The 24,672-nt window shown below is 34.7% G+C and carries 22 protein-coding genes; 6 read left to right on the forward strand and 16 right to left on the reverse strand.

The window, feature by feature from the left end; translation table 11 throughout:
- Positions 1-30: 30 nt before the first annotated feature.
- Positions 31-843, reverse strand: coding sequence for a DUF368 domain-containing protein (locus B371_RS0113515; RefSeq protein WP_019414861.1), 813 nt, complete (start codon positions 841-843; stop codon positions 31-33).
- A gap of 1,293 nt (positions 844-2,136) precedes the next feature.
- Here B371_RS0113515 and B371_RS0113520 point away from each other — a divergent pair.
- On the forward strand, positions 2,137-3,150 hold the full coding sequence (locus B371_RS0113520) for a DUF3231 family protein (protein ID WP_019414862.1): 1,014 nt from the start codon (positions 2,137-2,139) through the stop codon (positions 3,148-3,150).
- A gap of 677 nt (positions 3,151-3,827) precedes the next feature.
- Positions 3,828-4,778 (forward strand): bile acid:sodium symporter family protein, encoded by a 951-nt coding sequence (locus tag B371_RS0113525; RefSeq protein ID WP_019414863.1) that lies wholly within the window; start codon positions 3,828-3,830, stop codon positions 4,776-4,778.
- Between the two features lie 132 nt (positions 4,779-4,910).
- Here the strand turns inward: B371_RS0113525 and B371_RS0113530 are convergent, their stop codons facing one another.
- The 3 genes from B371_RS0113530 to B371_RS0113540 all read right to left on the reverse strand — a co-directional run bounded on the left by B371_RS0113530 (position 4,911) and on the right by B371_RS0113540 (position 9,561).
- Positions 4,911-6,305 carry a SpoVR family protein gene (locus B371_RS0113530; protein WP_019414864.1) on the reverse strand — a complete coding sequence of 465 codons (1,395 nt, stop codon included), beginning with the start codon at positions 6,303-6,305 and terminating at the stop codon, positions 4,911-4,913.
- Positions 6,306-6,359: 54 nt separating this feature from the next.
- Positions 6,360-7,523 (reverse strand): sporulation protein YhbH, encoded by a 1,164-nt coding sequence (gene yhbH, locus B371_RS0113535; RefSeq protein ID WP_026023069.1) that lies wholly within the window; start codon positions 7,521-7,523, stop codon positions 6,360-6,362.
- 142 nt (positions 7,524-7,665) lie between these two features.
- Entirely contained in the window at positions 7,666-9,561 is a 1,896-nt protein-coding gene (locus B371_RS0113540) for a PrkA family serine protein kinase (RefSeq protein WP_019414866.1), read from the reverse strand.
- 443 nt (positions 9,562-10,004) lie between these two features.
- Here B371_RS0113540 and B371_RS22955 point away from each other — a divergent pair, with 443 nt between their 5' ends.
- Positions 10,005-10,127: a sporulation histidine kinase inhibitor Sda gene (locus B371_RS22955; RefSeq protein WP_083844983.1), complete on the forward strand. Its 123-nt coding sequence runs from the start codon at positions 10,005-10,007 to the stop codon at positions 10,125-10,127.
- 289 nt (positions 10,128-10,416) lie between these two features.
- Here the strand turns inward: B371_RS22955 and B371_RS0113545 are convergent, their stop codons facing one another.
- A complete protein-coding gene (locus B371_RS0113545) occupies positions 10,417-10,875 on the reverse strand; it encodes a hypothetical protein (protein WP_019414867.1) in 459 nt (152 codons plus the stop codon).
- A 5-nt stretch (positions 10,876-10,880) separates the two neighbouring features.
- Entirely contained in the window at positions 10,881-11,534 is a 654-nt protein-coding gene (locus tag B371_RS0113550) for a hypothetical protein (protein WP_019414868.1), read from the reverse strand.
- Between the two features lie 292 nt (positions 11,535-11,826).
- Here B371_RS0113550 and B371_RS0113555 point away from each other — a divergent pair, with 292 nt between their 5' ends.
- Positions 11,827-12,363, forward strand: coding sequence for a CBO0543 family protein (locus B371_RS0113555; RefSeq protein ID WP_019414869.1), 537 nt, complete (start codon positions 11,827-11,829; stop codon positions 12,361-12,363).
- Between the two features lie 110 nt (positions 12,364-12,473).
- On the opposite strand, the gene B371_RS0113560 is transcribed toward B371_RS0113555, so the two are convergent.
- From B371_RS0113560 to B371_RS0113595, 8 genes are all read right to left on the reverse strand, one after another.
- On the reverse strand, positions 12,474-12,857 hold the full coding sequence (locus B371_RS0113560; RefSeq protein WP_019414870.1) for a 5-carboxymethyl-2-hydroxymuconate Delta-isomerase: 384 nt from the start codon (positions 12,855-12,857) through the stop codon (positions 12,474-12,476).
- Positions 12,858-13,006: 149 nt separating this feature from the next.
- Positions 13,007-13,756, reverse strand: coding sequence for an amino acid ABC transporter ATP-binding protein (locus tag B371_RS0113565; RefSeq protein WP_019414871.1), 750 nt, complete (start codon positions 13,754-13,756; stop codon positions 13,007-13,009).
- A 36-nt stretch (positions 13,757-13,792) separates the two neighbouring features.
- Complete coding sequence (locus B371_RS0113570; protein ID WP_019414872.1) at positions 13,793-14,449, reverse strand: amino acid ABC transporter permease; 657 nt, start codon at positions 14,447-14,449, stop codon at positions 13,793-13,795.
- Positions 14,450-14,470: 21 nt separating this feature from the next.
- Positions 14,471-15,637, reverse strand: coding sequence for a saccharopine dehydrogenase family protein (locus tag B371_RS0113575; protein ID WP_019414873.1), 1,167 nt, complete (start codon positions 15,635-15,637; stop codon positions 14,471-14,473).
- Between the two features lie 90 nt (positions 15,638-15,727).
- Positions 15,728-16,552 (reverse strand): transporter substrate-binding domain-containing protein, encoded by an 825-nt coding sequence (locus tag B371_RS0113580; RefSeq protein ID WP_019414874.1) that lies wholly within the window; start codon positions 16,550-16,552, stop codon positions 15,728-15,730.
- A 770-nt stretch (positions 16,553-17,322) separates the two neighbouring features.
- Positions 17,323-17,820 carry a YndM family protein gene (locus B371_RS0113585; protein ID WP_019414875.1) on the reverse strand — a complete coding sequence of 166 codons (498 nt, stop codon included), beginning with the start codon at positions 17,818-17,820 and terminating at the stop codon, positions 17,323-17,325.
- Positions 17,821-18,100: 280 nt separating this feature from the next.
- The gene (locus tag B371_RS0113590) at positions 18,101-18,895 is read right to left on the reverse strand and encodes an ion transporter (RefSeq protein ID WP_019414876.1); all 795 of its coding nucleotides are present in this window, start codon (positions 18,893-18,895) and stop codon (positions 18,101-18,103) included.
- Positions 18,896-19,569: 674 nt separating this feature from the next.
- Positions 19,570-19,908 carry a DUF2642 domain-containing protein gene (locus B371_RS0113595; RefSeq protein ID WP_019414877.1) on the reverse strand — a complete coding sequence of 113 codons (339 nt, stop codon included), beginning with the start codon at positions 19,906-19,908 and terminating at the stop codon, positions 19,570-19,572.
- Positions 19,909-20,191: 283 nt separating this feature from the next.
- Here B371_RS0113595 and B371_RS0113600 point away from each other — a divergent pair, with 283 nt between their 5' ends.
- On the forward strand, positions 20,192-21,421 hold the full coding sequence (locus tag B371_RS0113600) for an MFS transporter (protein ID WP_019414878.1): 1,230 nt from the start codon (positions 20,192-20,194) through the stop codon (positions 21,419-21,421).
- A gap of 125 nt (positions 21,422-21,546) precedes the next feature.
- Positions 21,547-22,089, forward strand: coding sequence for a hypothetical protein (locus tag B371_RS0113605; RefSeq protein WP_019414879.1), 543 nt, complete (start codon positions 21,547-21,549; stop codon positions 22,087-22,089).
- A 32-nt stretch (positions 22,090-22,121) separates the two neighbouring features.
- On the opposite strand, the gene B371_RS0113610 is transcribed toward B371_RS0113605, so the two are convergent.
- Both B371_RS0113610 and mnmH read right to left on the reverse strand, forming a co-directional pair.
- A complete protein-coding gene (locus B371_RS0113610; RefSeq protein ID WP_019414880.1) occupies positions 22,122-23,111 on the reverse strand; it encodes a sodium-dependent bicarbonate transport family permease in 990 nt (329 codons plus the stop codon).
- A gap of 190 nt (positions 23,112-23,301) precedes the next feature.
- A complete protein-coding gene (mnmH, locus tag B371_RS0113615; RefSeq protein ID WP_019414881.1) occupies positions 23,302-24,336 on the reverse strand; it encodes a tRNA 2-selenouridine(34) synthase MnmH in 1,035 nt (344 codons plus the stop codon).
- Positions 24,337-24,672: the final 336 nt, after the last annotated feature.

The following is a 24,672-nucleotide window of genomic DNA, read 5'->3' on the forward strand; positions in this document are numbered from 1 at the left end:
CTTTTTGAACAACCTCTAAAAGGTTTTGTTTCAACCTTTCTTCCCAAGCCAAATTGCTACAAAGAATCCAAAAAATAATGCAAAAACACTTAGTAGAATATTGTTAAAAGCTATTGTTAGTCCTGGATACACAACAAAAAGTGAACCAAATACTAATCCAATGATTAACGCGTACATCATCAATGGGAAACGATTAAGTAAGTATTTAATCCCTTTACTGCTAAAGATAAAGCCCGAAGCAATGCCTGCTCCAATTACCATAATAATGGGTAAATTCATAGTTGTGATTGCATTTATTACAGTATGGTAAACACCAAAAATAAGTAAAATAAATGAACCACTGATTCCTGGAAGTAACATTGCCATACTGGCTAAAGCGCCAGCAAAAAACAAACCAATAACAGACAATAGAGTTAACGTTTCAATAGGGTTGCTGATTTCTTCCGGTTTAAAAAAGGCCATGCTTGCTACTAGGATGAAACCGACCAGCATGAACACAACATGTTTAACTTTAAACGTACTTCTTACGTTCGCTTCCCTTAATAAATAAGGAAGAATTCCGGCGATTAATCCCAGAAAAAAGAAGTTGGTTGGTTGTGGATAAACTTCAAGTAACCATTCCACCAAATGGCTGAGAACTAGGATTGCGGATCCCATTCCAAGACCCAAAGTAACTAAGAACGGGAAATGTTTTTTCCATTCCCTTGTTGTAATACCACTAACTGCATTGATAAATTTATCATAAATACCTAATAGAACTGCAATGGTTCCCCCGCTGACGCCTGGAATAATATCGCTCGTCCCCATAGCCATTCCGCGAAATATATTTCTCCAATCAAACATACATATATCTCCTTTATGATTAAACATTTTTATAAGAATTATAGAATTGCTTTCAATTTACCATTATACTGAAAAAATTTCCATTCGTCATTGAGACAATATTGCACATCAGCATTACTCGATTAAATAGTATTTTAAATTATGTCCGGTTAGCGGTGAGATTATGAAGTATTCCGTGAACAGAGCGAAAATCATGATTAACGGACGGATGGAGCGCCCCCCAATAGCGGCGGAACGGGATGCATTAACTAATAGAAAAAGGAGCTCGGGAACTACCATTAGCTATTGACGACTATAATGAACAATCAAAATACTAATGAAGACGAAATTAATATATTACGGGTAGATACTTTGAGACTTAAAGTTCAACATCACATTAAAATCACCTTTCACGGGGCACTTTTCAGATAAACTCATGATGTACGGTGTCACCTCATAATGCGGCAGTAGTAAATATCGTTGGAAACTCATATCGTCTCAGAGGTCATATGAAGAAGGAAGATTAACAAAAGTGTACATTCTTAAAAAATCAAAAGTGTAGATAATTCCGTTGACATTTGTATTCCATCAAACCATTCGTTATCGGAAGAATTGGATGTTTGCCTACACACCGCAACGTTCTCAGGCAGCGCAATAATCTACAGCATTGTGGAGACAGCTAGGGAAATGGATTAATCTATCTAACCTAATCTCTTTGAAAAGCTCCCCAATATGGATACGAAAGACGCAAGCGCTTTAGATTAGCTACTTCCTTGGCCAACGACCATGCCAGATGCATGCCGTGTCAGTAAGAATTCTTAAACAATACTTTAATCACCGCTTATTTGATAGGTTGGGATTATTTTACGCTTACCGAGCGGCAACTTGACGGTAGCCGCTAAAGGTGCCACCCACACATAAATTCTTCCTATTTTCTGGTCAAATCGATCGCTTTTAATCAAAAACTTGATACGAAATACAGTTTTAAGTAAAAAATTGTCGGTGGGTGGCACCACGGAAATTATGACAATTCACAGAAATGAGAGTTTATAAGGAATCGATTTGGTGAAACCCATTACCTTAGGTCTTCTGATTTCTTTTTATGCAATTGTAGTGTATAGTCTGAATTCTTTTTTACACAGGTACCCGTTTATTTCAGAAAAAGGGCACAACAGATTCGAGTAGTAAAGAGGAAAAAGAGAGATAAATACATGTATGGATGGCTTAATGACCTTAAATTTTAGAAAAAGAACTGAATTAATTTAACAATTTGAGGTCAAACTATAACAACAAAAGTATTAGGAGGAACTAAATATGCCTGAACAACCTGCCATAACGTCTTCCGAACTTGGTGTACTATGGTTAACATATCAAGAGAAAACGATGATTTTAAGAATCTTAGAATATTTTATTGAAAAAGCAGACGATAAACAAGCCAAGAAAATCATGACTAATTTACATGCTGAAATTGACGTTTATGTAGGAAAAATAACAGAGATTTTCAAAAGTGAAGGAGCAGCAATCCCAATTGGGTTTACTGCTGAAGATGTGAACAAAGAGGTTCCTAAGCTATATGATAATGGTTTTGACATCATGTTTGTCCGGTTACTTAAAGAAATTAGTATGGGGTTGCATACGCTTAATATAAACATGGCATATCGTGAAGATATTGTCATGCTGTTTAAAGAACTGACTGCCATTACCCAGGCATATTACAATGCATGTACTCAATATTTGATTGAAACAGGACTGCTTGCACGATCTCCTTATGTGTCTATGCCCCGATCAGCTGAATTTGTAAAAGAAAAAGACTATTTGTCTGGAATGAATCCGCTGACCAAACTCGGGAAAAAACGAACATTAAATGCAGTAGAAGTCGCATATGTTTATCATGCAATCGAAGGGAATGTTACTGGATTACAAATGATTACTGGTTTTGGTCAATGTGCCCATAATTCGGATGTGAAAAAATTCTTTGCAAAAGGGGCAGAACTCTCCAAAAGTGTGGTTAAAGAAATGGGTGAAACATTTCTCGAAGATGGGATTCAAGTACCTGCTACTTCGGGTGGAAATGCGACACGTTCAACAGTTGCTCCATTTTCCGATAAGCTTATGATGTATTGTACCAGTATGTTTTGCAGTTTTTCTATGGGGGGAAATGCCTTAGGAACTGCTTTTAGTTTACGGAACGATCTGGCGGCAAAAATGTCGGTATTCAACAAAGATACTTTCGAATATGCACATGAAGGTGCAAAGTTAATGATTAAGAACGGTTGGATGGAAGAACCACCTCAAATGGAAGAACGAAAGAAATTAATGGAAGGATAAGAATCTTTCCGATTTCCAAGTAAAGAGGGTACTTATCTTTAATGATATTGACATTCGTTAGTAAATATTAAGTTGGAGTCTCTTTGCTGTTTGTCATGTATAGGAGGGAATCGAAAAGTATGGATGATGGTGCTAGTAAAAAAAGATTGAACAAATAACATGGAGTATTGCTCATCAAGGATTTGTGCAGCTTAAAAAATATCGTAATACAAAGGAAGCCAATCAAACCGAGTGGCTTCCTTTGTATGAATATTTCCCAAGTATTTTTATTATATGTAATTGTTGGTGAAGGATTAGAGTTGCTCCTCCAGAAATTGAAACAAAAGATATTATGAGAGGTGTATGGCCTTTTGTGGGATTACAAATAGTCACTCTAATCATATGTGCTCTTTTCCCAGAACTGATTTTATGGCTTCCAAATAAAATTGTTGGAGGATAGTCTATTCATAGAAAAAGTGTCTAGGAGTATGGGACGAGGCTTCTACTTTCAATATATAGATCAACCCCTGAATCGTGGACATCCCTTTTAGAATCCATTCGATTTGGGGATCTTTTTGTTTGATGCGTAAAGAAAGCCTAACAATAATCTATGATAATACTCATTTTATTTTATTGATATCATATTTTTCTGAATTTTGATACTATAATACTATTAATCGTAGAAGGGGATCACTGACATGAGATTTGTAAATGACATTATTTCTAGAAGACTGCCGCTCCTCATTGTGTTGGTGGCCATATCTACATATATTTCACCTGTTTATTGGAAGGTTTCATCGTGGGTTCCTAGCTTACTCCTAGGTGTAGTTATATTTTTTACGGGTCTTTCGATGAATATATCAGCAATTAAGGGAATTCGTACGAAAAAGAAAGAGCTATTGCTAGCTGTTTTATTAAAATGGACACTAACCGTTGTGGTATCAATTGGGCTAGCTTATAGTTTTTTTTCATCTAAACCAGAAATTGCAGCAGGTATTATTTTATCCGGAACAGTCCCTAGTGCTACAGCAGCAACCTTGTATACATTTTTAGCTGGAGGTAACGCATCTTTAGTAATTGCAGCATCTTTAATTGATATCGCCATAAGTCCAATAGTTACACCACTTTCTATGCTCGGACTTTCTGGAAGTCAAATAACTTTATCTTTTTTAAAATTACTTCAATCCTTCTTTTTCATAGTTTTTCTTCCTTTAGGAATAGGACTGTTTATTCAACGTCTATTCCCACACCTAGCCATACACTCTAGATCCATTACAAGATTTGGATCTTCTCTTTCCTTGTTATTAATAATTCATACAATAGTAGGTCACGGTTCAAAAGCCATTAGTCTTGAGCTTGGATTATTACCCCTGATTGTACTTGTAACGTTTATTCAAGTTGTGTTTCCTATGGTAGCTGCTTATTTCATCGCAAAAAAACTTTCCATAGCAGAAGAAGATGCTAGAGCTCTTCTTTTTCAAGTTGGATTATGTAACACCGCCCTTGCAGCGATTTTAGCATTTGAGTTTATTGGAGACCTTGCAGCAATTGCGCCAATTGTTAACATGATTATTAATTTATCTGTAGGTTCGATGATCGCAAATTATTTCGTTAAAGTAGATAAACAAGAACAACCAACATTTAGTTAATGAATAACAGGTATCACATCGTCACAACCAAATTAACTAAATCTAGACAGTCTAAAGGAGCCTGAGAATCTAAAAAAAGATTACCAGGCTCCTATAGTCCAAATATATTGTTTTAGTCATGTTGCTACTCAATCAGACAGATCTCCGATTAACCTTTTTCCCATCGTATGAAAAAATAATTGGGTTTTTCTCCACATACGTTTCCAAGTACACTGAACGCCCCCATAATTGATAAATATAAGGAAGTACATGTTCTAAATAGTGTGGATCCAATTCAATCCCCTCATACCCGTGCTTTAAATACAGTTCCCCATTTCTCAAATAATCTCCATTTTCAACTTCAATATAAGGAAAACTTCCATTCACTCTCATGGATACAAGTTGGTCTCTTACATGTTCATAATCTTTATCGGTTACTTCATAATTACCGTTCTTTTTTTCGAACAAATAGAGATCTTCCTGTTTAACTAATTCTTTTGTTAAATAATTTCTAATAAAAGATATATCCGATTCAATTTCTCTTACTTCAAATATTTTTTCCTTTCCTGCATTAGGTTTTACACCTAATTTAATCATCTCTTTTGTAGGATGATCGTATCTTTTTTCAATGTCTTCGTATATTTTCAATCCTAAATAATATGGATTAATTGATGTTTTAGACGGTTGAACAACATTAGCGTTCAATGTAGCGAATTCAATCGACTCAGCAGAAGTTAAGTTCATTTCCCTTATAATTTTCTGATGCCAGTAGGTAGCCCAACCCTCATTCATAATTTTCGTCTCTAACTGAGGCCAAAAATAGAGCATTTCTTCTCGCATCATAGTTAAAATATCACGTTGCCAATCTTCCAATTCACGACTGTATTGCTCAATAAATAGTAGTAAATCCTTTTCAGGTTGTGGCGGGAATTTTTTTCTTTTTTCAATGATTTTTTGTTTATCTGTTGCTGATTTATCCATATTCCATAGGTCATCGTAAGGTGTTTTCTTAACAACAACTTTTTCTTCTTCTAAGTCATAAGCTGGTAGTTTGGGCCTGATAATGGATGGATCAATATGTTCTTGAATAGCTAATACAGCGTCTAAAAAACGTTCCACCTCATCTTTACCATGAATTGCTTCATAATTTGCAACTCGTTCAGCAGTTGCCGTCATGCTTTCTACCATATCTCGTCTTGTATTCGAAAACCGTGAATTATGTTTAAAAAAGTCACAATGAGCAAGTACATGAGCGATAATTAGCTTATTTTGAATTAGACTATTCGTATTTAGCAAAAATGCATAACAAGGATTAGAATTAATAACAAGCTCATATATCTGACTCAACCCGAAATCGTACTGTAACTTCATTTTATGAAATTGCTTTCCAAAACTCCAATGGGTAAAACGTGTCGGCATGCCATATGCACCGATTGTATAGATAACATCTGCAGGACAAATCTCATAATGCATTGGATAAGTATCAAGGCCAAATCCAGAGGCAATTTCCGTAATTTCAGCAATCGCACGATGAAGCTTTGTATCCATCAATTAAATCCCTTCAAGTATTTTTTTCACCGACGAGTCAAGGGTCACTGCCGTTTAAACTGAAGTGATATCTTTTTGGAAAAAACTTTTCAATGCATCATATACGTCACGCTTTTCTTTCAATATATAATGACGAAACTTTGGATTTGATATCGATTTATAAGTGGACATCAAAGTTGAATAGCGACTATGCGCGTTCACTTCTCCATATCCAAACATACTGGAAACTTCCATCAATTCATTTACTAAATTCACACATTTTTCATTGTCTCTCGACATATTTTCTCCATCTGAAAAATGGACAGGATAAATATTGAAGCGGGCAGGTTTGTATTTTTCTTTAATAAGATCTAATGCAACTTCATAAGCGGACGAACAAATAGTTCCACCACTTTCTCCTTTAGAAAAAAAGTCTTCTTCAGAAACAACTTTGGCTTCTGTATGATGAGCAATAAACTCAATTTCAACTGTTTCATATTTAGACCTTAAAAATTTTGTCATCCAGAAAAAGAAACTTCTAGCTATATACTTTTCAAAATTCCCCATGGATCCACTAGTATCCATCATTGCAAGGACGACAGCTTTTGATTCCGGTTTTGTTACATCATTCCATGTTTTGAATCTCAAGTCATCATTATGGATTGGTGAAATTTCAGCTTTTCCATTTATAGCATTTCTTTTGATAGCTGTTAAGATTGTACGCTTTTTATCAATATTCCCAATAAGGCCTTTTCTTCTAATGTCATTAAATTCAATATCCTCAGTTATTATGTCAGCTTGTTCTTTTTGTTGTAGATTTGGTAATTCCATCTCTTTGAAAAGAACATCTTCTAAATCTGAGATTGTCACCTCTGCTTCATAGTAATCTTGCCCGGCTTTGTCTCCTGCTTCTTTGCCTTTCCCAGTCCCGCTTTTTTCATCTCCTGAACCTCGAGCGACAACGTCACCAACTTGACTCTCGCCATCCCCCTGACCAACGTGTTTTGATTTATCGTAATTATAACGAATTTTGTACTCATCAAGTGACCGAATTGGAATCTTAATAACTTCTCTTCCGTTTGACTTAATAATACTTTCTTCACTAATTAAATCGGGTAAATTATTTTTAATCGCATCTTTAACTTTGTCCATGTGTCGCTGTTGATCTTGGTGCCCTTTGCGATGAAGGGACCAATTTTCTTGTGAGATGACAAAATGATTATTTTCTTTTTCGTTCATTTCCATCCACACCCATCTATATTAGAAAGTTTTTAATTTTATTATAATATGCAATGATAAACAAGTAATTGCCTTTGTAGTGAAATAAAAAACAAGACTTTTAATATAATAGTCTTGTTTTTTATCCAATTAAATTTCTAACTTATCTATTTAACAAACTTCCAACATAACGCAATAATTCATTAGCAGAAGTTGAATTATAGCCATGTTCATCAATTAATCTAGCAACTACTTCGTTTACTTTTTTGAGATGTGATTCATCCGGCGTTTTGGACGAAGTTGTTATTTTCACTACATCTTTTAAATCTGTAAAAAGTTTCTTTTGTATAGCTTCTCGTAATCGCTCATGAGAGTTATATTCAAATCTTTTTCCTTTTCTTGCATAAGCAGAAAGTCGAATTAAAATTTCTTCTCTAAAAGCTTTTTTTGCATTTTCAGAAATGCCAATCTGTTCTTCAATGGATCGCATTAATTTTTCGTCTGGATTCATTTCTTCACCAGTAAGTGGATCTCTCAGTTTATTTTTATTACAAAATGCCTCAACGTTATCAAGGTAGTTTTCCATTAATGTTATTGCTGATTCTTCATAAGAATAAACAAATGCTTTTTGAACTTCTTTCTTCGCAATTTCATCATACTCTTTTCTTGCTATTGAAATATAATTCAAATACTTCTCACGGTCTTCTTGTGAAATAGAGGCATGTTGATCTAGCCCATCCTTCAGTGAACGTAGAACATCAAGAGCATTAATTGATGGAACATCTTTACGGATAATTGCGGATGAAATTCTGTTGATTACATATCGCGGATCGATTCCATTCATTCCCTCACTCGGAAACTCCTTCTGCAGCTCTTCCACGTCTATTTTGTTAAATCCTTCAACACTTTCCCCATCATAAAGACGCATTTTCTTTACAATATCAATACCCTGTTTTTTAGGATCTTCTAACCTTGTTAAAATTGAAAATATAGCAGCAGCTTTTAAAGCTTGTGGTGCTATATGAACATGTTTCATATCACTTTCCCTGATCATCTTTTCATAAATACGTTCTTCCTGACCTACTTTTAGATTGTAAGGAATCGGTATCACGATAATTCTTGAATGAAGGGCTTCATTCTTTTTATTCGAAATAAAGGAATGATACTCTGTTTCGTTTGTGTGAGCTACAATCAATTCATCTGCACTTATTAATGCAAACCTACCAGCCTTAAAATTTCCTTCCTGTGTTAAAGATAGCAGGAGCCAAAGAAATTTCTCATCCAACTTCAACATTTCTTGAAATTCCATCATCCCACGGTTTGCTTTGTTTAACTCACCATCAAAACGATAGGCACGGGGATCTGATTCAGAACCAAATTCCGCTATTGTTGAAAAGTCGATACTTCCTGTTAAATCAGCAATATCTTGGGACTTTGGATCTGATGGAGTGTACGTTCCGATACCAACTCGTTTGTCTTCCGAGAAAAATATACGCTCAACCATCACATCTTCAAGACGGCCATTGTACTCTTTCTCTAACCGCATTGCATTCAATGGAGATAAACTGCCTTCAACTAAGATTCCATACTCTTCAAAAAAATCATTACGTAAATTGTTTGGAATCAAATGAAGTGGATCTTCGTGCATCGGACATCCTTTTATCGCGTAAACCGCACCCTCATCTGTCTTAGAAAACTTTTCAAAACCTCGTTTTAATAAAGTGACGATTGTCGATTTCCCTCCACTAACGGGTCCCATTAATAGTAAAATTCGTTTCCGTACATCCAGTCTCTTTGCAGCTGGATGAAAGTACTCTTCTACAAGTCGTTCAATTGCCGTTTCGAGTCCAAATATTTCTTCTCCAAAAAAGTCATACAATTTTTGCCCATCTTTTTCTGTTGACCCAGCACTCTTTATCATATTATAAACACGTGAATGGGCCGTTTGAGCAACACTTGGTCTTTCCTTCACAATGGCTAAGTATTCAAGAAACGTACCTTCCCACTTAAGTTTGTCTTCTTCTTCACGGTAGTTCTTTACCTTATTTAAAATATCCATTCTTTTCCCTCCAGTTAGGGTATGGTTTATTCATAGTATGAAAAGACAGAACTTATGATACCGAATCCATTTTACCAATTGGTTAGTTCTTACCTTGAAAAGTTTTTCTTTACACTATTTACTAATTCATAATTGAGGGAAAATAATAACTAGTTCCTAAAATATTACTCTTTCAAAAAAAAAATGTTTCGACAAATTTCTCACTTTTTTTCATCTGTGGATAAAGTTATACACATTATACAGATGACTAAGAATACAATCATCAATATTACTAACAGGTTAATCACAGGTTATCCACTGTTGACTGTGAATAAGAGAACGGTTGTTCTAAACAAAACTATCTGATAGATTTAATATACATAGAAAATACCTGTTGAAATAGTTTAAGTTTCACAGAATTTTATCAAGAAATACATTCTTATGTTGGAGGTGAATTCACAAATATGAGTAACCTGTCATCTAAATTGTTGTTAAAGTCCTATTTTAAAGCTACTGAATTAAAGCTTAGTCCAGACTTTATATACTTGTTGGAAGCTGAAATTCGCCGGCGCTCTCTAGTCATTTAATAATAATAACAATAGCTCATACTAGTCTCTATAATTATTTAATAATTTTATAAATACAATGACACCTCAAACTGGTTAATAACCGGTGGAGGTGTCTTCTTTTTTAGTTATCCACATAACTTAGAAATCCTTGTAGAGAAGTATAGGAGAAAGTTCACTGGGACACCCATATTATCTGTTTCAGAGTACCACGTTCCAGTTTTAGCTGGTGTTGGACATAAACTGACACTCCCACCGCTAAAGCATTGAGCTTCCAGCTCAGGCAAGTCTGTGAAAATGGACATCCCCGTTATTTAACTTTTGCTACTCCTAATGCTAAGTGCTCCCAAAGAATGTTTTCAACTAGTTCCGCTTTTGTTTCCTCACAATTAATAATAAGTATTACCTCTGAATTTTTCCCTCGTGCAAGTCTTTTTCGTTTCTTTAAGACCTTTTCAGTAAAAAGTCTAATTGCCACTCCTATAAAAAACCCTAAGAACCCACTAAGTACCCCACTAATAATAGGACCCCAAGCCAATTTAAAACCAATACTAGTACCAACAACAGAAAAGACCGTTGCAAGTGCTATCCCTACATCAATCATTGATGTGCCATCTGATCTATGAATAGTATCAAATAACTTTCTTTCTTCCATTCGGATATCAAGGGGGACGGCATAGATGTTTTCCTTTGTAATGCCTCTCTTTTCTAATGTCGCAATAACCATTTCTAAGTAGATAGTATTTTCAAACGTTGAGTATAGCTGCATGTTTATCACTTTCCTTTTTGACCTTTTAATACCCGAAAATCAGGATGCTGATAATTGTCCTTTAAATATCTACGTTGTTCTTTTTCAAAAAGCTTATTATTTTCAACGGTGTTCACATATGCATCATAAATGGAAAAACCATATAAAGAAGGTAACATCAGTAGCCATTCCCCATTTATGACGGAAGTTGCTAGTTGAATTTCTCCTATAATTATAAGGTGTAATGCCTCAATAGTGTTTGACATATAGAAGAAGAAAAGACTCCAAACAGTCACAAAGAGCGTAGACAAGATTCGATGTATATAGAGTTGTCCCAGGCCTGGTACAAACAAAGACCAAATGGCTGCCATAATAGGGTTTCTTTTGTCTAAATAGTTAATTTCCACTGCGTCTATAATAAAAGAATTGAAACGATGTTCTTCATGATTGGACAATATATAAACTTGATTCAAATCTACTGTTGTTCGATAACTGTCCCAAATTCCAAATAAATACACCGGTAAATATACTAGGAGCCACCTGGTATCTAACACGTTGATAGCCTTATCTATCTCCCCTTGAAATGAATAAATGATCGCCAAATTCACATTAGCTAGTGTATTAACTAGAACTTCCCAAATAAATAGGACAAATCCCCGAAGGTACTTAGACAACAACATATGGCCAAAACCTGGGAAAGCAGCACTCCACCATGCAATAATAAGCGGACTTCTTAAATGAATTTGGGTTGTGCCTAGTATACTTACATGTGCAGTGTACCGCCTTGCAATATTATCATTTTCGAAGTTTTTTTTTTAGAAACCCCTATTATTTATAGTTCTTAACAAAGGATTTCCATAAAAGGTTTATTTATTCTTACTTCCGAGTGTATATATTCTTTATATGAAACAAAACATACCATTACTACTGTTAAATTATGAATTGTGATTTAAGGAAGGGATGCACTCATTCATGAATGAAATGATTGATCTACATAATCATTATGCTCAATTACATAAAAACAATTTTTATGACAATATATTATTTTCCTATCAGTGGTGGTTTCTTGTCCTAATTACTGTTGGTCTATGGATAACATGGGCATATTTCGTGGATAAGCAAAGGTTGAATATTATAATACTTACTGGTCTATTCACAAGTATAACCGCACTAGTATTGGATGATATAGGAATATCAATGGCTTTGTGGATTTATCCCTACTATGTCGTTCCCTTCTCAAGCGTTCAATATCCTATAGATTTAGGCATCATTCCTGTATTTTATATGTTGTTATATCAATACTTCAGACAGTGGAAATCCTATTTAGCTATCCTTACACTAGTGACTCTTTTTGCTGCCTTCGTAGTAGAACCTCTCTTCGTTAAATCAGGAATATATATTCTATTGAATTGGGAACATTGGTATTCCGCTACTGGTTATCTGACAATGGGAATTATAGTGAAAGGATTAGTTGATAAAATTTCCGGAAAATATTTAGGTGAGAGTTGAATAAATATCTTGTTCTCTTTAAAGAGCAAAATCACGTATATGTGAAATCTCATACTGTTAATGCAAAAAATCTTACCTGTAAAGTAAACAGGTAAGATTTTATCATAATTCTATTTATAACGTTGATGAATATTATTTATAATGAAACTCCCTGTCTCGTTAAGTTCCACAAGCTCCATTGAAAGGGCTAATGAACGTCTGTCAAATATATCACTGAAATGATCCGTTACTACTTCAAATAACGCTTTACATGTCTCTTCTTTAACTTCTTTAGAACGTCCTGAAAATATTTTAAATGTGACATGAACATAGGCATCCTCTACTGTACCATCAGCAACATAATATGTCTGGAGCTCAATTGCTCTAGACCGAATACCTCCAATAGGAAATATTGAAGACCTGTCAATAAGAACCCCGTGTAATGATTTTAATAACTGTGAAATATCTGTTTCATCTTTTAAGTTATTAGTATATTCGACTACGATATGTGGCATTTTTTTACACCTCTTGTTGGTTAGTCTAAGACAAAAAAGTACATGTTAAACTAATATCCCTAACAATAAACGTCATTAATGAAAGGATTTTTATGAGTTTGCCTTAAACTGTGTTAAGCAATCAGGATGGATATCATTTATCACTAAACCTATTCTACATTCATTAAAAATTTTTTTGTTCTCTCCTCTTTTGGAGACTGAAAGATTTCTTCTGATGTTCCTTGTTCAACTATTACTCCATTGTCCATGAAAACTACCCTGTCCGCAACATCTTTCGCAAAATTCATTTCGTGTGTAACAATTATCATAGTCATACCCTCTAAAGCCAAATCTTTAATTACCTGGAGAACTTCTCGAACAAGTTCAGGATCAAGTGCGGAAGTAGGTTCATCAAATAGCATAACCATTGGGTTCAGTGCTAGCGATCTAGCAATTGCTACTCGTTGTTGTTGTCCTCCCGATAGTTGAGCTGGGTAAAAATCACAACGATCTAAAAGTCCAACTTTATCCAGTAATGACTCCGCTAACTTCCTTGCCTCATACGGTTTTGTTCCATGTATAACTATTGGACCTTCCATTACATTCTCAATAGCAGTTTTATGAGGGAATATGTTGAACGATTGAAATACAAACCCCGTTCTCTTCCTCAACTCCCTAATCTCTTTTTTTCGTATACGATCTATTTTACCACCGGCTTTTACTTCGTACTCACCAATTCTTATGGTTCCCTCTGTTGGCTCTTCTAAGAAATTTAAGCAACGTAACAAAGTTGATTTTCCAGAACCACTTGGACCCATTATTACGACCACTTCGCTTTTATTAACGGTTAGGTCGATTCCTAGTAAAACTTCAGTGAATCCAAAACTCTTTTTTAAGTTATTTACTTGAATAACACTCATAGCAATCTCCTAACATTAGTATTTTCAATAGTACTGTTACCTAATTAAGTATTTAGATGTTCTGATTTCTAATCTGTCTAATAAATTTGAGAAAAATGAAATTATTACCCAATAAATTGCTGCAGCCATTAAATAAATCGTAAGCGGTTCAAACGTTTTTGCAATGATTAAACTCGACATCTGTAACAATTCCGTTACAGTTATTACTGATACAAGTGATGTATCTTTGATAAGCACGATAAATGAGTTTGCCAATGTCGGTATAGCAATTCTCATGCTTTGAGGCAGAATAATTCTTATTAAAGATTGTGAATATGTCATTCCCATAGCGACAGATGCTTCCATCTGTCCATTATCCACAGCAAGTATTGAAGCGCGAAAAGATTCAGATAGATAAGCACCTGCATTTAAACTTAAAGCTAATATCCCTGAAGAAATTGGATCTAATGCAATCCCTATTTGTGGCAAACCATAGTAAATAACAAATATTTGTACTAGAAGTGGAGTTCCTCTTATAATAGAAACGTATGCATTAGCAAGTCCATTTAAAATTCTTATTTTAACTATTCTAATGATGGCTGTGAAAAATCCAATAAAAAGAGCGATAACTACCGATATTCCGGCTAATAAAATAGTCATTATGGATGCTTTAAGTAAAGAAGGTAACGAATCAATAATTATCGTGGTATCCATACATCATCCCTCCTGTCAAAGTTACGATGATACCGCTTTTATTACTTCCTCTTGGAATTTAATATCGATTCCTGAATTTCTTATCTCATCTAAAAACGGTTGGAACCTTTCTCTTACAATTAAACTCTCTATCGGGATAACACCTGTCTCCGTTATTTTTTTCGATGCTATCCACTTGGCTATTAAAGCTGCTGGAATAGCAGTTGTTTTAGCCATTGAAGTAATTTTTCGTTCATTATCATATAAGTCAATCATTTCCCATATATACCTCGTTGAATTTCCGTTTTTTACACCACTTACCTCAACCCTCATTACAGTAATATCTTCATTGGAAGTACCAAGTAATTTGGGGGCAAGAATTTTTTCTGCAAATGCTATTGGAGTAATCGAAATTCCGTTAAGTTCAACTGGATCCTTATCAAGGAAACCCAATTCACTTAAAATTTTCATTTTTCCCCAATGTCCAGGGTGTCGAACTGTTTTTTCATAGAGATTTTTAACTTTATCTTTTAAACTGAATGCTGTGCTATGTGCATCAGTAATAACGGTTTCACAGATACCTACTGGTTCTGGAAATGTTATTTTTTCTAACCTAGATAGAGGAGGAAATTCGACAATTACTCCTTCCTCAACTGCCGTGGCTGGTTTAGTATATAGTCCCAATACACTTTCAAGACGAAAGACCACTTGATACCACAACGGAGGGACTGGATATCTTGGAACCCCACCGCAAATCATTACTGCTTCGTCAGCTTGATCTAACATTTCAATTCCTTGGGCAGCTAAAAAGTTTGTCATTCCAGGAGCAACTCCACAACCAGGTACAATAATTACACCAGCCTCTTGAGCTTCCCTATGCAATTCGATTTTCTCATCGAACTTAGACCCTACAAGGTCAACTAAATGACATTTCGAAGCAATTGCAGCTTTTATTGCTACGAGACTTAAAGAATGCGGCAGACAAGCAACCGCTACATCCGCATCCTTTAGTATTTTTGCAATATCTTCTGCAGTTTCTAATGAGGCAACTTTTCCAATTACATTTGGACTATTTGCAATCTGCAAACTTTTATCTAAGCTTTCTTGCCGCACATCGACCACAGTAATCTTACCTATTCCATGAAATTTAGCGATTTCACTTACTACTGTGGTACCAATCATCCCAGCACCCAAAACTACGAAGTTCACCTAAAAACCCCTCTCTGATTTTCTTAACTAGTGTTGAACTAAAAAATAATATAACTGATTGCTATTCTTTTAACTAAACTAATTTTCTTGTTAACTATCTAAAGGTTCTGTGCCAAACCATTTTTTATAAATTTCGTTGTATGTCCCATCCTCTTTCATCTCTGCTAATGCCTTATTTACCATTTCGATAAAATCTTCGTTTCCTTTGTTAACAGCCATACCGATTTCATCCTTGTTAACGATATCACTCGCAATTTTTAGAGGTAAATCATTTTCTTTAATGTTGTAACTTATTAACAACTGATCATTAATAATGACATCTAGCCTTTTGTTTTCAAGGTCCTGAATGTAATCGCTAACAGCCTTGTACAATTTAACGTCAGCGCCATCAACACTATTTGCAACTTCTTCAAAAGTTGTCCCGCCACCAACACCTACTTTTTTCCCTTTAATATCTTCTAGTTTAGTAATGTCGTTAGTTTCTTTTCTAGTAATTAATACGGACCCAGTAATTACGTATGGATCTGTAAAATCAACACTTTTTTTCCTTTCTTCTGTTACCGTCATTTGCCCTATAATTATGTCGAATTTATCAGCCTTCAAACCGCCTATTAACCCATCCCACTTTGTAGCGATAAAATTAGCTTCTACACCTAATCTGCTTGCAATTTCATTTGAAATATCAACATCAAAACCTTGAAACTCATCCTTATCATCCAAAAAGTTAAATGGAGGATATGTACCTTCAAAAGAAACATTTAGTACTTTTGATTTTTCCATTCGGTCTAACACAGTATTTCCGCTACTATCTTTTTCACCAGTTACTGCTACAGCTTTTTCAACATCATTGCCGCAACCAGCTAAAATACTTATCATGAAAAATGTAATTATTGTCATAACTAAATTCTTTTTCATCCGACTTCCTCCTTATGATTTACCCATCTTTTGATGGTAAAACGTTCCTTCAAACTATTATCAAACATAAAAATTTGTAAGTTACTAAACTTCCAGGATATGTTTAAAGATATACTAACTAATATAAAGCTATGCCTCCTTTACTTTATGAATTAATCTATGTTAATTGCCGTGAATAGAGAACAGTTTTTAATTATTAAACTAGGATAACTAGAGATTACTAGGGTGAAGTGAATGTTAATGTGGAACTTGAAATTAAATTTGAAAATTGGAAAGACAACAGACACGGGAATGAATAAATGATTTTGCGTCCATGCTATCTGATACTTGCAGGCTATACAAATACCAGAAACAAGCTCTAGCCTATCTTTTCAATACACAACGTAAAAAATATCTTTAACTTTTACTTTGACTAGTTTAAACTTGTCTAGTTTGTCCCATATTTATGTATAGGATTAATCCAGTATGTCTCCATCATCCTATTACTTTTTTAATTATAAATTAAGGTTTAATGTAGTTAATTGAAAACAGCAACTGACCTCTAAGGCCCTGTTTGCTAAACAGTTTGTTCAGACAAAAAGATGATTAAATGCTCCACAACTCAATTGTTATTATATTAAGCAAATATCCGGATCAAACTTAGAGAATTCTACAGGCTTAGAGTTGACAAATTAATGCATCGTCACTTTTTCCTTATGATATTAGAAAAAATAACTAAAGAAACAGCAAAAGTAAAAAACTTTTGCTGTTTCTACTTATATATAGGGGTTTTATCGTCTACGGTGAATTCCCCGTTTTTTCGACTTAATTACATTGATTTCTTTCTTTTTCGCTTCTGCAGCCGATTTAATATCCACTTCTTCTGCAAATTCTGTTTGTAAATTCCCTTTGTATTTGGTATCGACTTTTTCTTCTAGCATTGGTGGCTTATCAAAAACTTCTTCTGCCATATAGCGATGGAAAAACACCTCGCCAATCGTAATTATGATAGCAGCTATTAACGACGCTGTTCCTAAAGGAATGAGTTCTGGGAATAAGAAAGAACCCAGTATCCAGATACCAGCCCACGCAAGCACAAAATCACCCATTAATGCAAAAACATTACCTACTCGTGGTAAGACAAGTACATCCAAGGCATATGCAAACACTGTTAGGAATACACTTGTAATTAAAACATCTGAAAATGGAACTCCATAAAACAAGCCTAAAACAATCCATAAAACAGCAGTACACATTATAAATTTAATTAGTAATGCTTTAATATTCATTTTTCTCAACTCCTTTCTTTATTTAAAATCTTCATTATGTTAACCACTTTTCCATTATAAATCCCCTTTTTTCAAATCTTAGCCTTGAATAAACACAGCATTTTTATTGCCATACTAATATTCAAAAATAAAATTAACATACAAAAGACACCACCAATAAATAAGTTGGCGGTGTCTTCAAAACAGTCATAGTAACTACAAAATTCCTAACTATACAAATTATACTAGAAGGTTTCCATATATAATTCAGAATAGATGTTTCTGTCTGTTTAGTCATGTATTATCTTCGATCAATTAATGTTTGCAGCATGCTTTTAAGTTCTCCAACTTCATTTTTAAGTTGTTGAATTTCTCCTGTATCTTCTTTAATTTCACTTGTTTCGGCATCAATTTCATCAGATATCTTTTGAGCATTGTTAACGATTTCTCCTACAATCAAATTAATCATTATAAACGTGGCAATTATTATAAATGAAGTAAAATACAGCCACGACCAAGGAACTACTTCAAAAATAGGACGGAAAACGCCACTTGCCCATGACTCAAGTGTAAAAATCTGAAAGAGCGTTATGAATGACAAGCCCAAATTCCCAAAGAATTCCGGCTCTATCTCACCATATAAAAACGTACCAATCACTGCATAAACATAAAAAATAATCGACATGAGCACCATGACGCTACTAATTGTTGGTATAGCCATAAAGAGGGCAGTTACAATCCGACGTAAGGTAGGAATGGTAGTTATCGTTCGTAAAACTCGTAGAACCCTGAATATACGGATTACGCTAATAAAAGGAGATCCATATAAAATCAAACTTCCCACAACAATAATGAAATCGAATATGTTCCATCCGTTTTTAAAAAAGCTCGTTCGGTAAATCATTAGTTTTAATAAAATTTCCACTGTAAATAAACCTAAGATTATCAGATCGATTATCAAAAACCATGTTCCATAGTCTCTAACAATGCTTGGATAGGTTTCTAGTCCCACTAATAATGCATTGACTAGAATTAAAATCGTAATAAAATGATTAAACTTTGGACTTTCTATAAAGTGTTGAATCAGAACTTTCATAAAGTGTTGTACTTCTCCTTCTTGTTCATCTATTTTGAAATAACCTATTACCTACTTATATTATATTAAATACGATACCTTATTACCATATAAGCCTTAGCCAATTTAAACAATTACTTTAAAAATCAATAAGGTGCATTGGATTATTTGGAGATTATAATGACTAATTAACTTTTATAACTCGTTATTACACATTAACTTTCTAAGTCATCCCAAAAATAGAAAAAACACAGTATATAAACTGTGTTTCCAATTTTCATCTTATGGGTTTTTAATGCTAAATAATTTAAGCAAATTAGAAAGTTTTCTCTTCCATAGCCGTTAACTATTACATAGCTAAGAAACCTATATTAGTTGAGTAGACTTGTATTCTTCCATTCACTTTCACTTTTCAACAATTATGGTTTTGGTTGAACTAGAGAATGGATACATCTTTTAAATAGGCAAAGCAGCTGAAGATACAATTTCAGCCGTTATTGGATTTTCTATAGAGTTCGTAGCGGCGAGCTTTACATCACCACATACTTATACATACAATAATGTGACTACCTTTGGTAATACTATTTCTTTCATGGAGATGAATTTAGTATGATAAGTCCTTTTAATTTTAATTCAATGCTAATCCGCTTTATATAATTAAAATTTGTGTATTCCATGAGGCGGAAGCAGAATGTTTACTTATATGACATTAATGGTCCTTCGAAATAGACAATTTGCATGTTTCGGATATGCAAAGATCGATCCTCTAAGTTTATTTGGACATGATCCACCCCAACACCTGCAAGTATACCTTCAACTCTCCCAATAGTCGTCATTAATGCGATTGTTTGACCTTGATGTCTGCTTATGTGTTGCACAAATACCGGCTCTAAATGTGTAACATATTCAGTTGGCTGGGGAACTCCTTCAATTGAATATAATTGAGTATGAACTGCAGGTGTTTGATTCACTAACCCTGGTTGAACAATAGGTTTTTGGCTAGCTTGACCCTTTTGATCCTCTTTGGAATACACTATGAATATCACTCCTTTATGAGCATCTGTATTTTAATGTTTATGCTGGAAAGGAAGTACATATTCGAGGTTTGGTATTATAAAATCAGGAGGTCGATCTTTTTATTTTCGGGAAGTATAAGAAATGATTCAAAAATGAAACAAGCTTAATAATACGGTGACTAATTATATAAGAGGATTTAAACTTTTTAAAACTCAGAATATTTTGTGGTTATTAATAGGAAAACTACGTTATAATACATCTATAAAATTATTTCGAGTCTAGAAGAATAGAAGGGTTATAATGACATCAGAAAAAACGCAGTCTTCTTCACTAGCATCAAATCCAGTTTATCCAATCATTTTTGCGATTAGCGGTGTTCATTTATTAAATGACTCGCTTCAATCAGTTATTCCAGCAATGTTTCCTGTATTTGAAAAGGATCTTGGTCTTACGTTTACTCAGTTGGGTTTAATCGCGTTTGCATTAAATATGGTTGCTTCCGTTCTGCAGCCAGTCGTGGGTTATTTTAGCGATCGAAAGCCGAAACCCTATTCTCTTCCTTTTGGAATGACTTGTTCATTTCTAGGAATTGCAGGACTTGCGTTTGCACCGGAATACTGGATGATTCTTGTATCTGTAATCTTCATAGGACTCGGCTCTGCAATTTTTCATCCAGAGGGCTCCCGTGTATCTTTTATGGCTGCTGGACCAAAAAGAGGTCTATCCCAGTCCATTTATCAAGTAGGTGGGAACTCAGGGCAAGCACTTGCACCACTCATCAGCGCTTATATTTTAGTGCCTCTTGGACAAAAAGGAGCAGCTCTATTCTTGTTAGTTGCGGCCTTCGGTATCTTCATTTTAATGAAGATATCTGCTTGGTATAAGGAACAGTTAGAACAGGAAAGATTACTTAATCGTAAAAGAATACTTTTATCCTCTATGGACTATTTAACAAAAAAACAAGTAGGCATAGCACTTGGACTTTTACTGGTCATTATTTTCGCTCGTTCATTTTATGTAACGAATATTACAAGCTTCTATATTTTTCACTTAATAGAAGAGTACGGATTAACAATTCAAAATGGGCAACTATGTATATTCCTTTTTCTTGCAGTCGGTGCAGCTGGAACATTTTTCGGTGGTCCCTTTGCTGATAAAATTGGCAGGAAGAATGTGATTGTATTATCACTTTTAGTCCCAATACCCTTGGCACTACTTTTGCCATATGCATCAATACCTGTCGTCCTAATTCTATTAATTTTAATTGGCTTTTTTATCATGTTGAGCTTTTCGGTGACCGTGGTTTATGCACAAGAACTTGTGCCTAGTAAGATTGGTACGATGGCTGGCTTGACAGTAGGGCTTTCTTTTGGAATGGGTGCAATTGGAGCTGTCGTTATTGGTATACTCATGGACCACATTGGTATTTATCCGACGATGGTTATCATATCGTTTATACCGATAATTGGAATCGTTGGTCTTGCACTCCCCCGTGATCATAATATAACCGCTCAACCAAATGTTTCTTGAGAATAAGGTTCTCATCAGACTATAATTTCAACACAAATTAAATTGGACAATCAGAACTTACTCAGTGCTGATTGTCCAATTTTCTACATACGTCAATCAACCATTATGAAAATGAGGTGTCGATAATGAGTTCAAAGCATGCGTTAGTTATAGGCGGTACGGGTATGTTAGCTGATGTTTCTCTTTGGCTTGTAGAAACAGGGTATCAAGTGTCAATAATAGGCAGAACGATGGAAAAACATCGCAAGTTGGTGGATAAAGCGTCTAAGCCAGAATTCATTACTAGTTTAGCGGTTGATTACTCTAACTATTTATTACTTGAAGAACAAGTTAGGAAGACAGTTGAAGAGAATGGCCCCATATCTTTAGTTGTAAGTTGGTCTCCAATACGTACATTAGAAATTATAAACCAGGTGCTCTCTGAACAGAAGGATTCTTGGGAGTTATATCAAATCAAAGGAAGTAGACGATTTTTTGATAATGAACCACCACTTTCAGATTCTAGTTGTCAACAACGCTCTATTTATTTGGGTTTTACTATGGAAGGTAACCAATCAAGATGGTTAACCCACAACGAAATATCCCAAGGAGTTATTACCAATATCAAAGAAGGCAATACTGAGTCCATAATAGGCATCCTCCATCCGTATGATCAAAGGCCTTCTTAATGTTGAAACACTTGTTATCGATCTATGTGCGTTTAGCCCAATAAGGTGGCTAACCAAAAGTATAAGGGAATTCCAATAATTAAATTAAACGGTAGAGTAAGTCCTAAGGCAGAACCTAAAGATAAACCAGAATTTGCTTTTGGAATTGCATGTTCGATAGCAGCAGGTGCAGCTATATAGGAAGCACTGCCCGATAAAACAGCTAAAATTGTTACTCCACCAACCGATAAACCAATCATACTACCTGTTAAAACACCAAGCCCTCCTCCAATAAGAGGTAGGATAAAGGCAAATAAAAAGGACGTCATTTTAACATTTTTCATTTTAATCATACTTAAAGTGGCGACCATCCCCATATGCAATAGGAACACACATAATATGCCATAAAATAAATCTCCGAAGAACGGTTGTATTTTCTCTAAACCATCCTTATGAGCAACTAAGCCAATGAAAATCCCTCCTACTAATAGGAAAATACTTTTGCCAAAAAATGCTTCCTTTATAACATGTTTAATACTAGCGTCAGGGTTTGTAATCTGCTCTCCTTGTTTATTAGCATGAAGTTTATATATGATAATTGCTAAAATAATTGCTGGTCCTTCCATAATCACAAGAACAGCAGACATGTAAGACTCATATTCTACTCCAAATTTATCAAGAAAAGCTAGTCCAGCAACAAATGTAACAGCACTTACCGATCCGTAGTGGGCAGCGATTGCAATAGAATCCTCATAGGAATATTTGAAAACTTTATATAAGAGTAGAAGAGAAATAAATAGCATGATTATACTTAAAAAAACTGCCGCTATAATGGTTGGTATCATTTCTCCAAAAGACACATTTCTAAGTTCTATCCCGCCCTTAATTCCGATTGTAAAAAGAATAATCATTGTATATCCAGTATACAATGCTGTTGGTACCTTTAAATCAGAGTTTACAAGAACCGCAATTATTCCTAAGATGAAAAATAATATCATCGGGGATAGTAAATTAGCGTAAGCAATTTCAATAATTTGTTCCATGCATTTTCTCCCTCACAAAAAGTTATTTTTTCACTTCTATCATTATAATCTAACAACCTGATAAATAAAGGCTTAATTGCAAATCCTGCTGCAAGAAATTCTACGGTAGATATGCATCTGTCTCTCCCTTATGCCACATTGCTGACTCCCACTCCATTACTCTAATTACTTAGTATCACTTATTTCGAAATCACTTTAAATTACTAATCTCTTTAAGCACTTTTTTAAAAGCGTCATTAACATCAACAGCATTGACAATAATCTTTTGTTGCTCAGGAAACTGATTGCTGGTATGTTCATATTTCGGATCGTAATAATGTTCGAGCAAAAGTTTGGTTGCTGGAGCAAAGTTGCTACTTTCCAAATCATCCTGGATTTGTTTGGCAATCGGCGTTTCAATACGTTTCTTAATTAGCTGAAAAGATTCTATAAACCGCTCTGGAGATTCCCATGGCTTATAATCCATTAAAATATTTCTAACTCGCTCATCAACGGGAATATTGATAAATAGCTGCAGGCCTTTTTCTTTTTTCTCATATAGAAAATCAGGTAAGCTGACTTTCCCAATTCTTTTACTTTCCCCCTCGATAAACACGTGGGGTTCACCTTGAAGTCGTTTGATTTCATTGAGAAGATAAGAGTCGAATTTTTTTTGATTACTAGGCTCTAGACCGATTTGTCCAAAAATTGACCCTCGATGTCCAGCCATTTCCTCTAGATCCATTACAGGATAGCCTTTTTGAGATAATTTCTTCAAAATAGCAGTTTTACCCGATCCTGTATTACCGTTCAAAACAAATAATTTTGGTGCAAATTCCTTCTTTTCCAATTCCTTGACGACCCATTGACGATATGAACGAATCCCACCAGACAATTGTCTAACCTGAATCCCCATTAAATCTAGTACAGTGGCCGCTGTTTTACTACGCATACCACCGCGCCAACAAAAAACTGCTATTGGCTTGTCCATGTTTTTAAAGGCAGAAATGAAAGCGGGAAGTTTTTGTGAGAATATGACTAAGCCTCTTTCTTTTGCTTCTTCTGCCCCTACTTGTTTATATATCGTGCCTATCTCAGCACGCTCTTCATTATTAAAAATAGGAATATTAATACTCCCAGGAATTGATGCTTCATTAAATTCCTTTGGAGAGCGTACATCGATTAATGTATGCATTTCCTTTTTTTGTGAAAGAAATAAATCAGTTAATGTGATTTCACGAAACAATGTTTTCACCTTCTAGATAAATAACTGCCGATTGTAAAACTTGCTCCAAGTCTTCAGTTCTTTTATTACAACCACAACTGACTTTTGAAGAAAGGGAATTTAGTTTTATTGAATCATATAAATTCATTATTAAATCACCCTTTCATTTTCGGATATATCCGTTATTTTAGCACAAAAGCGTTGGATCATTGTACTTTGTACCATCACTTGTTCATTCTTTCGTGTCCGCAAAACTTTTGTTAACAGGATTTGAAATCTCTATTCCATTATTAAATTTAATGAATGCTAACTTAAAGATAGCTCAAGAAATGGTAAAGGCTAAGAACGCCACTACGC

Source organism: Paenisporosarcina sp. TG20, assembly GCF_000286315.1.
In the GTDB taxonomy this organism is placed as follows: Bacteria; Bacillota; Bacilli; order Bacillales_A; family Planococcaceae; genus Paenisporosarcina.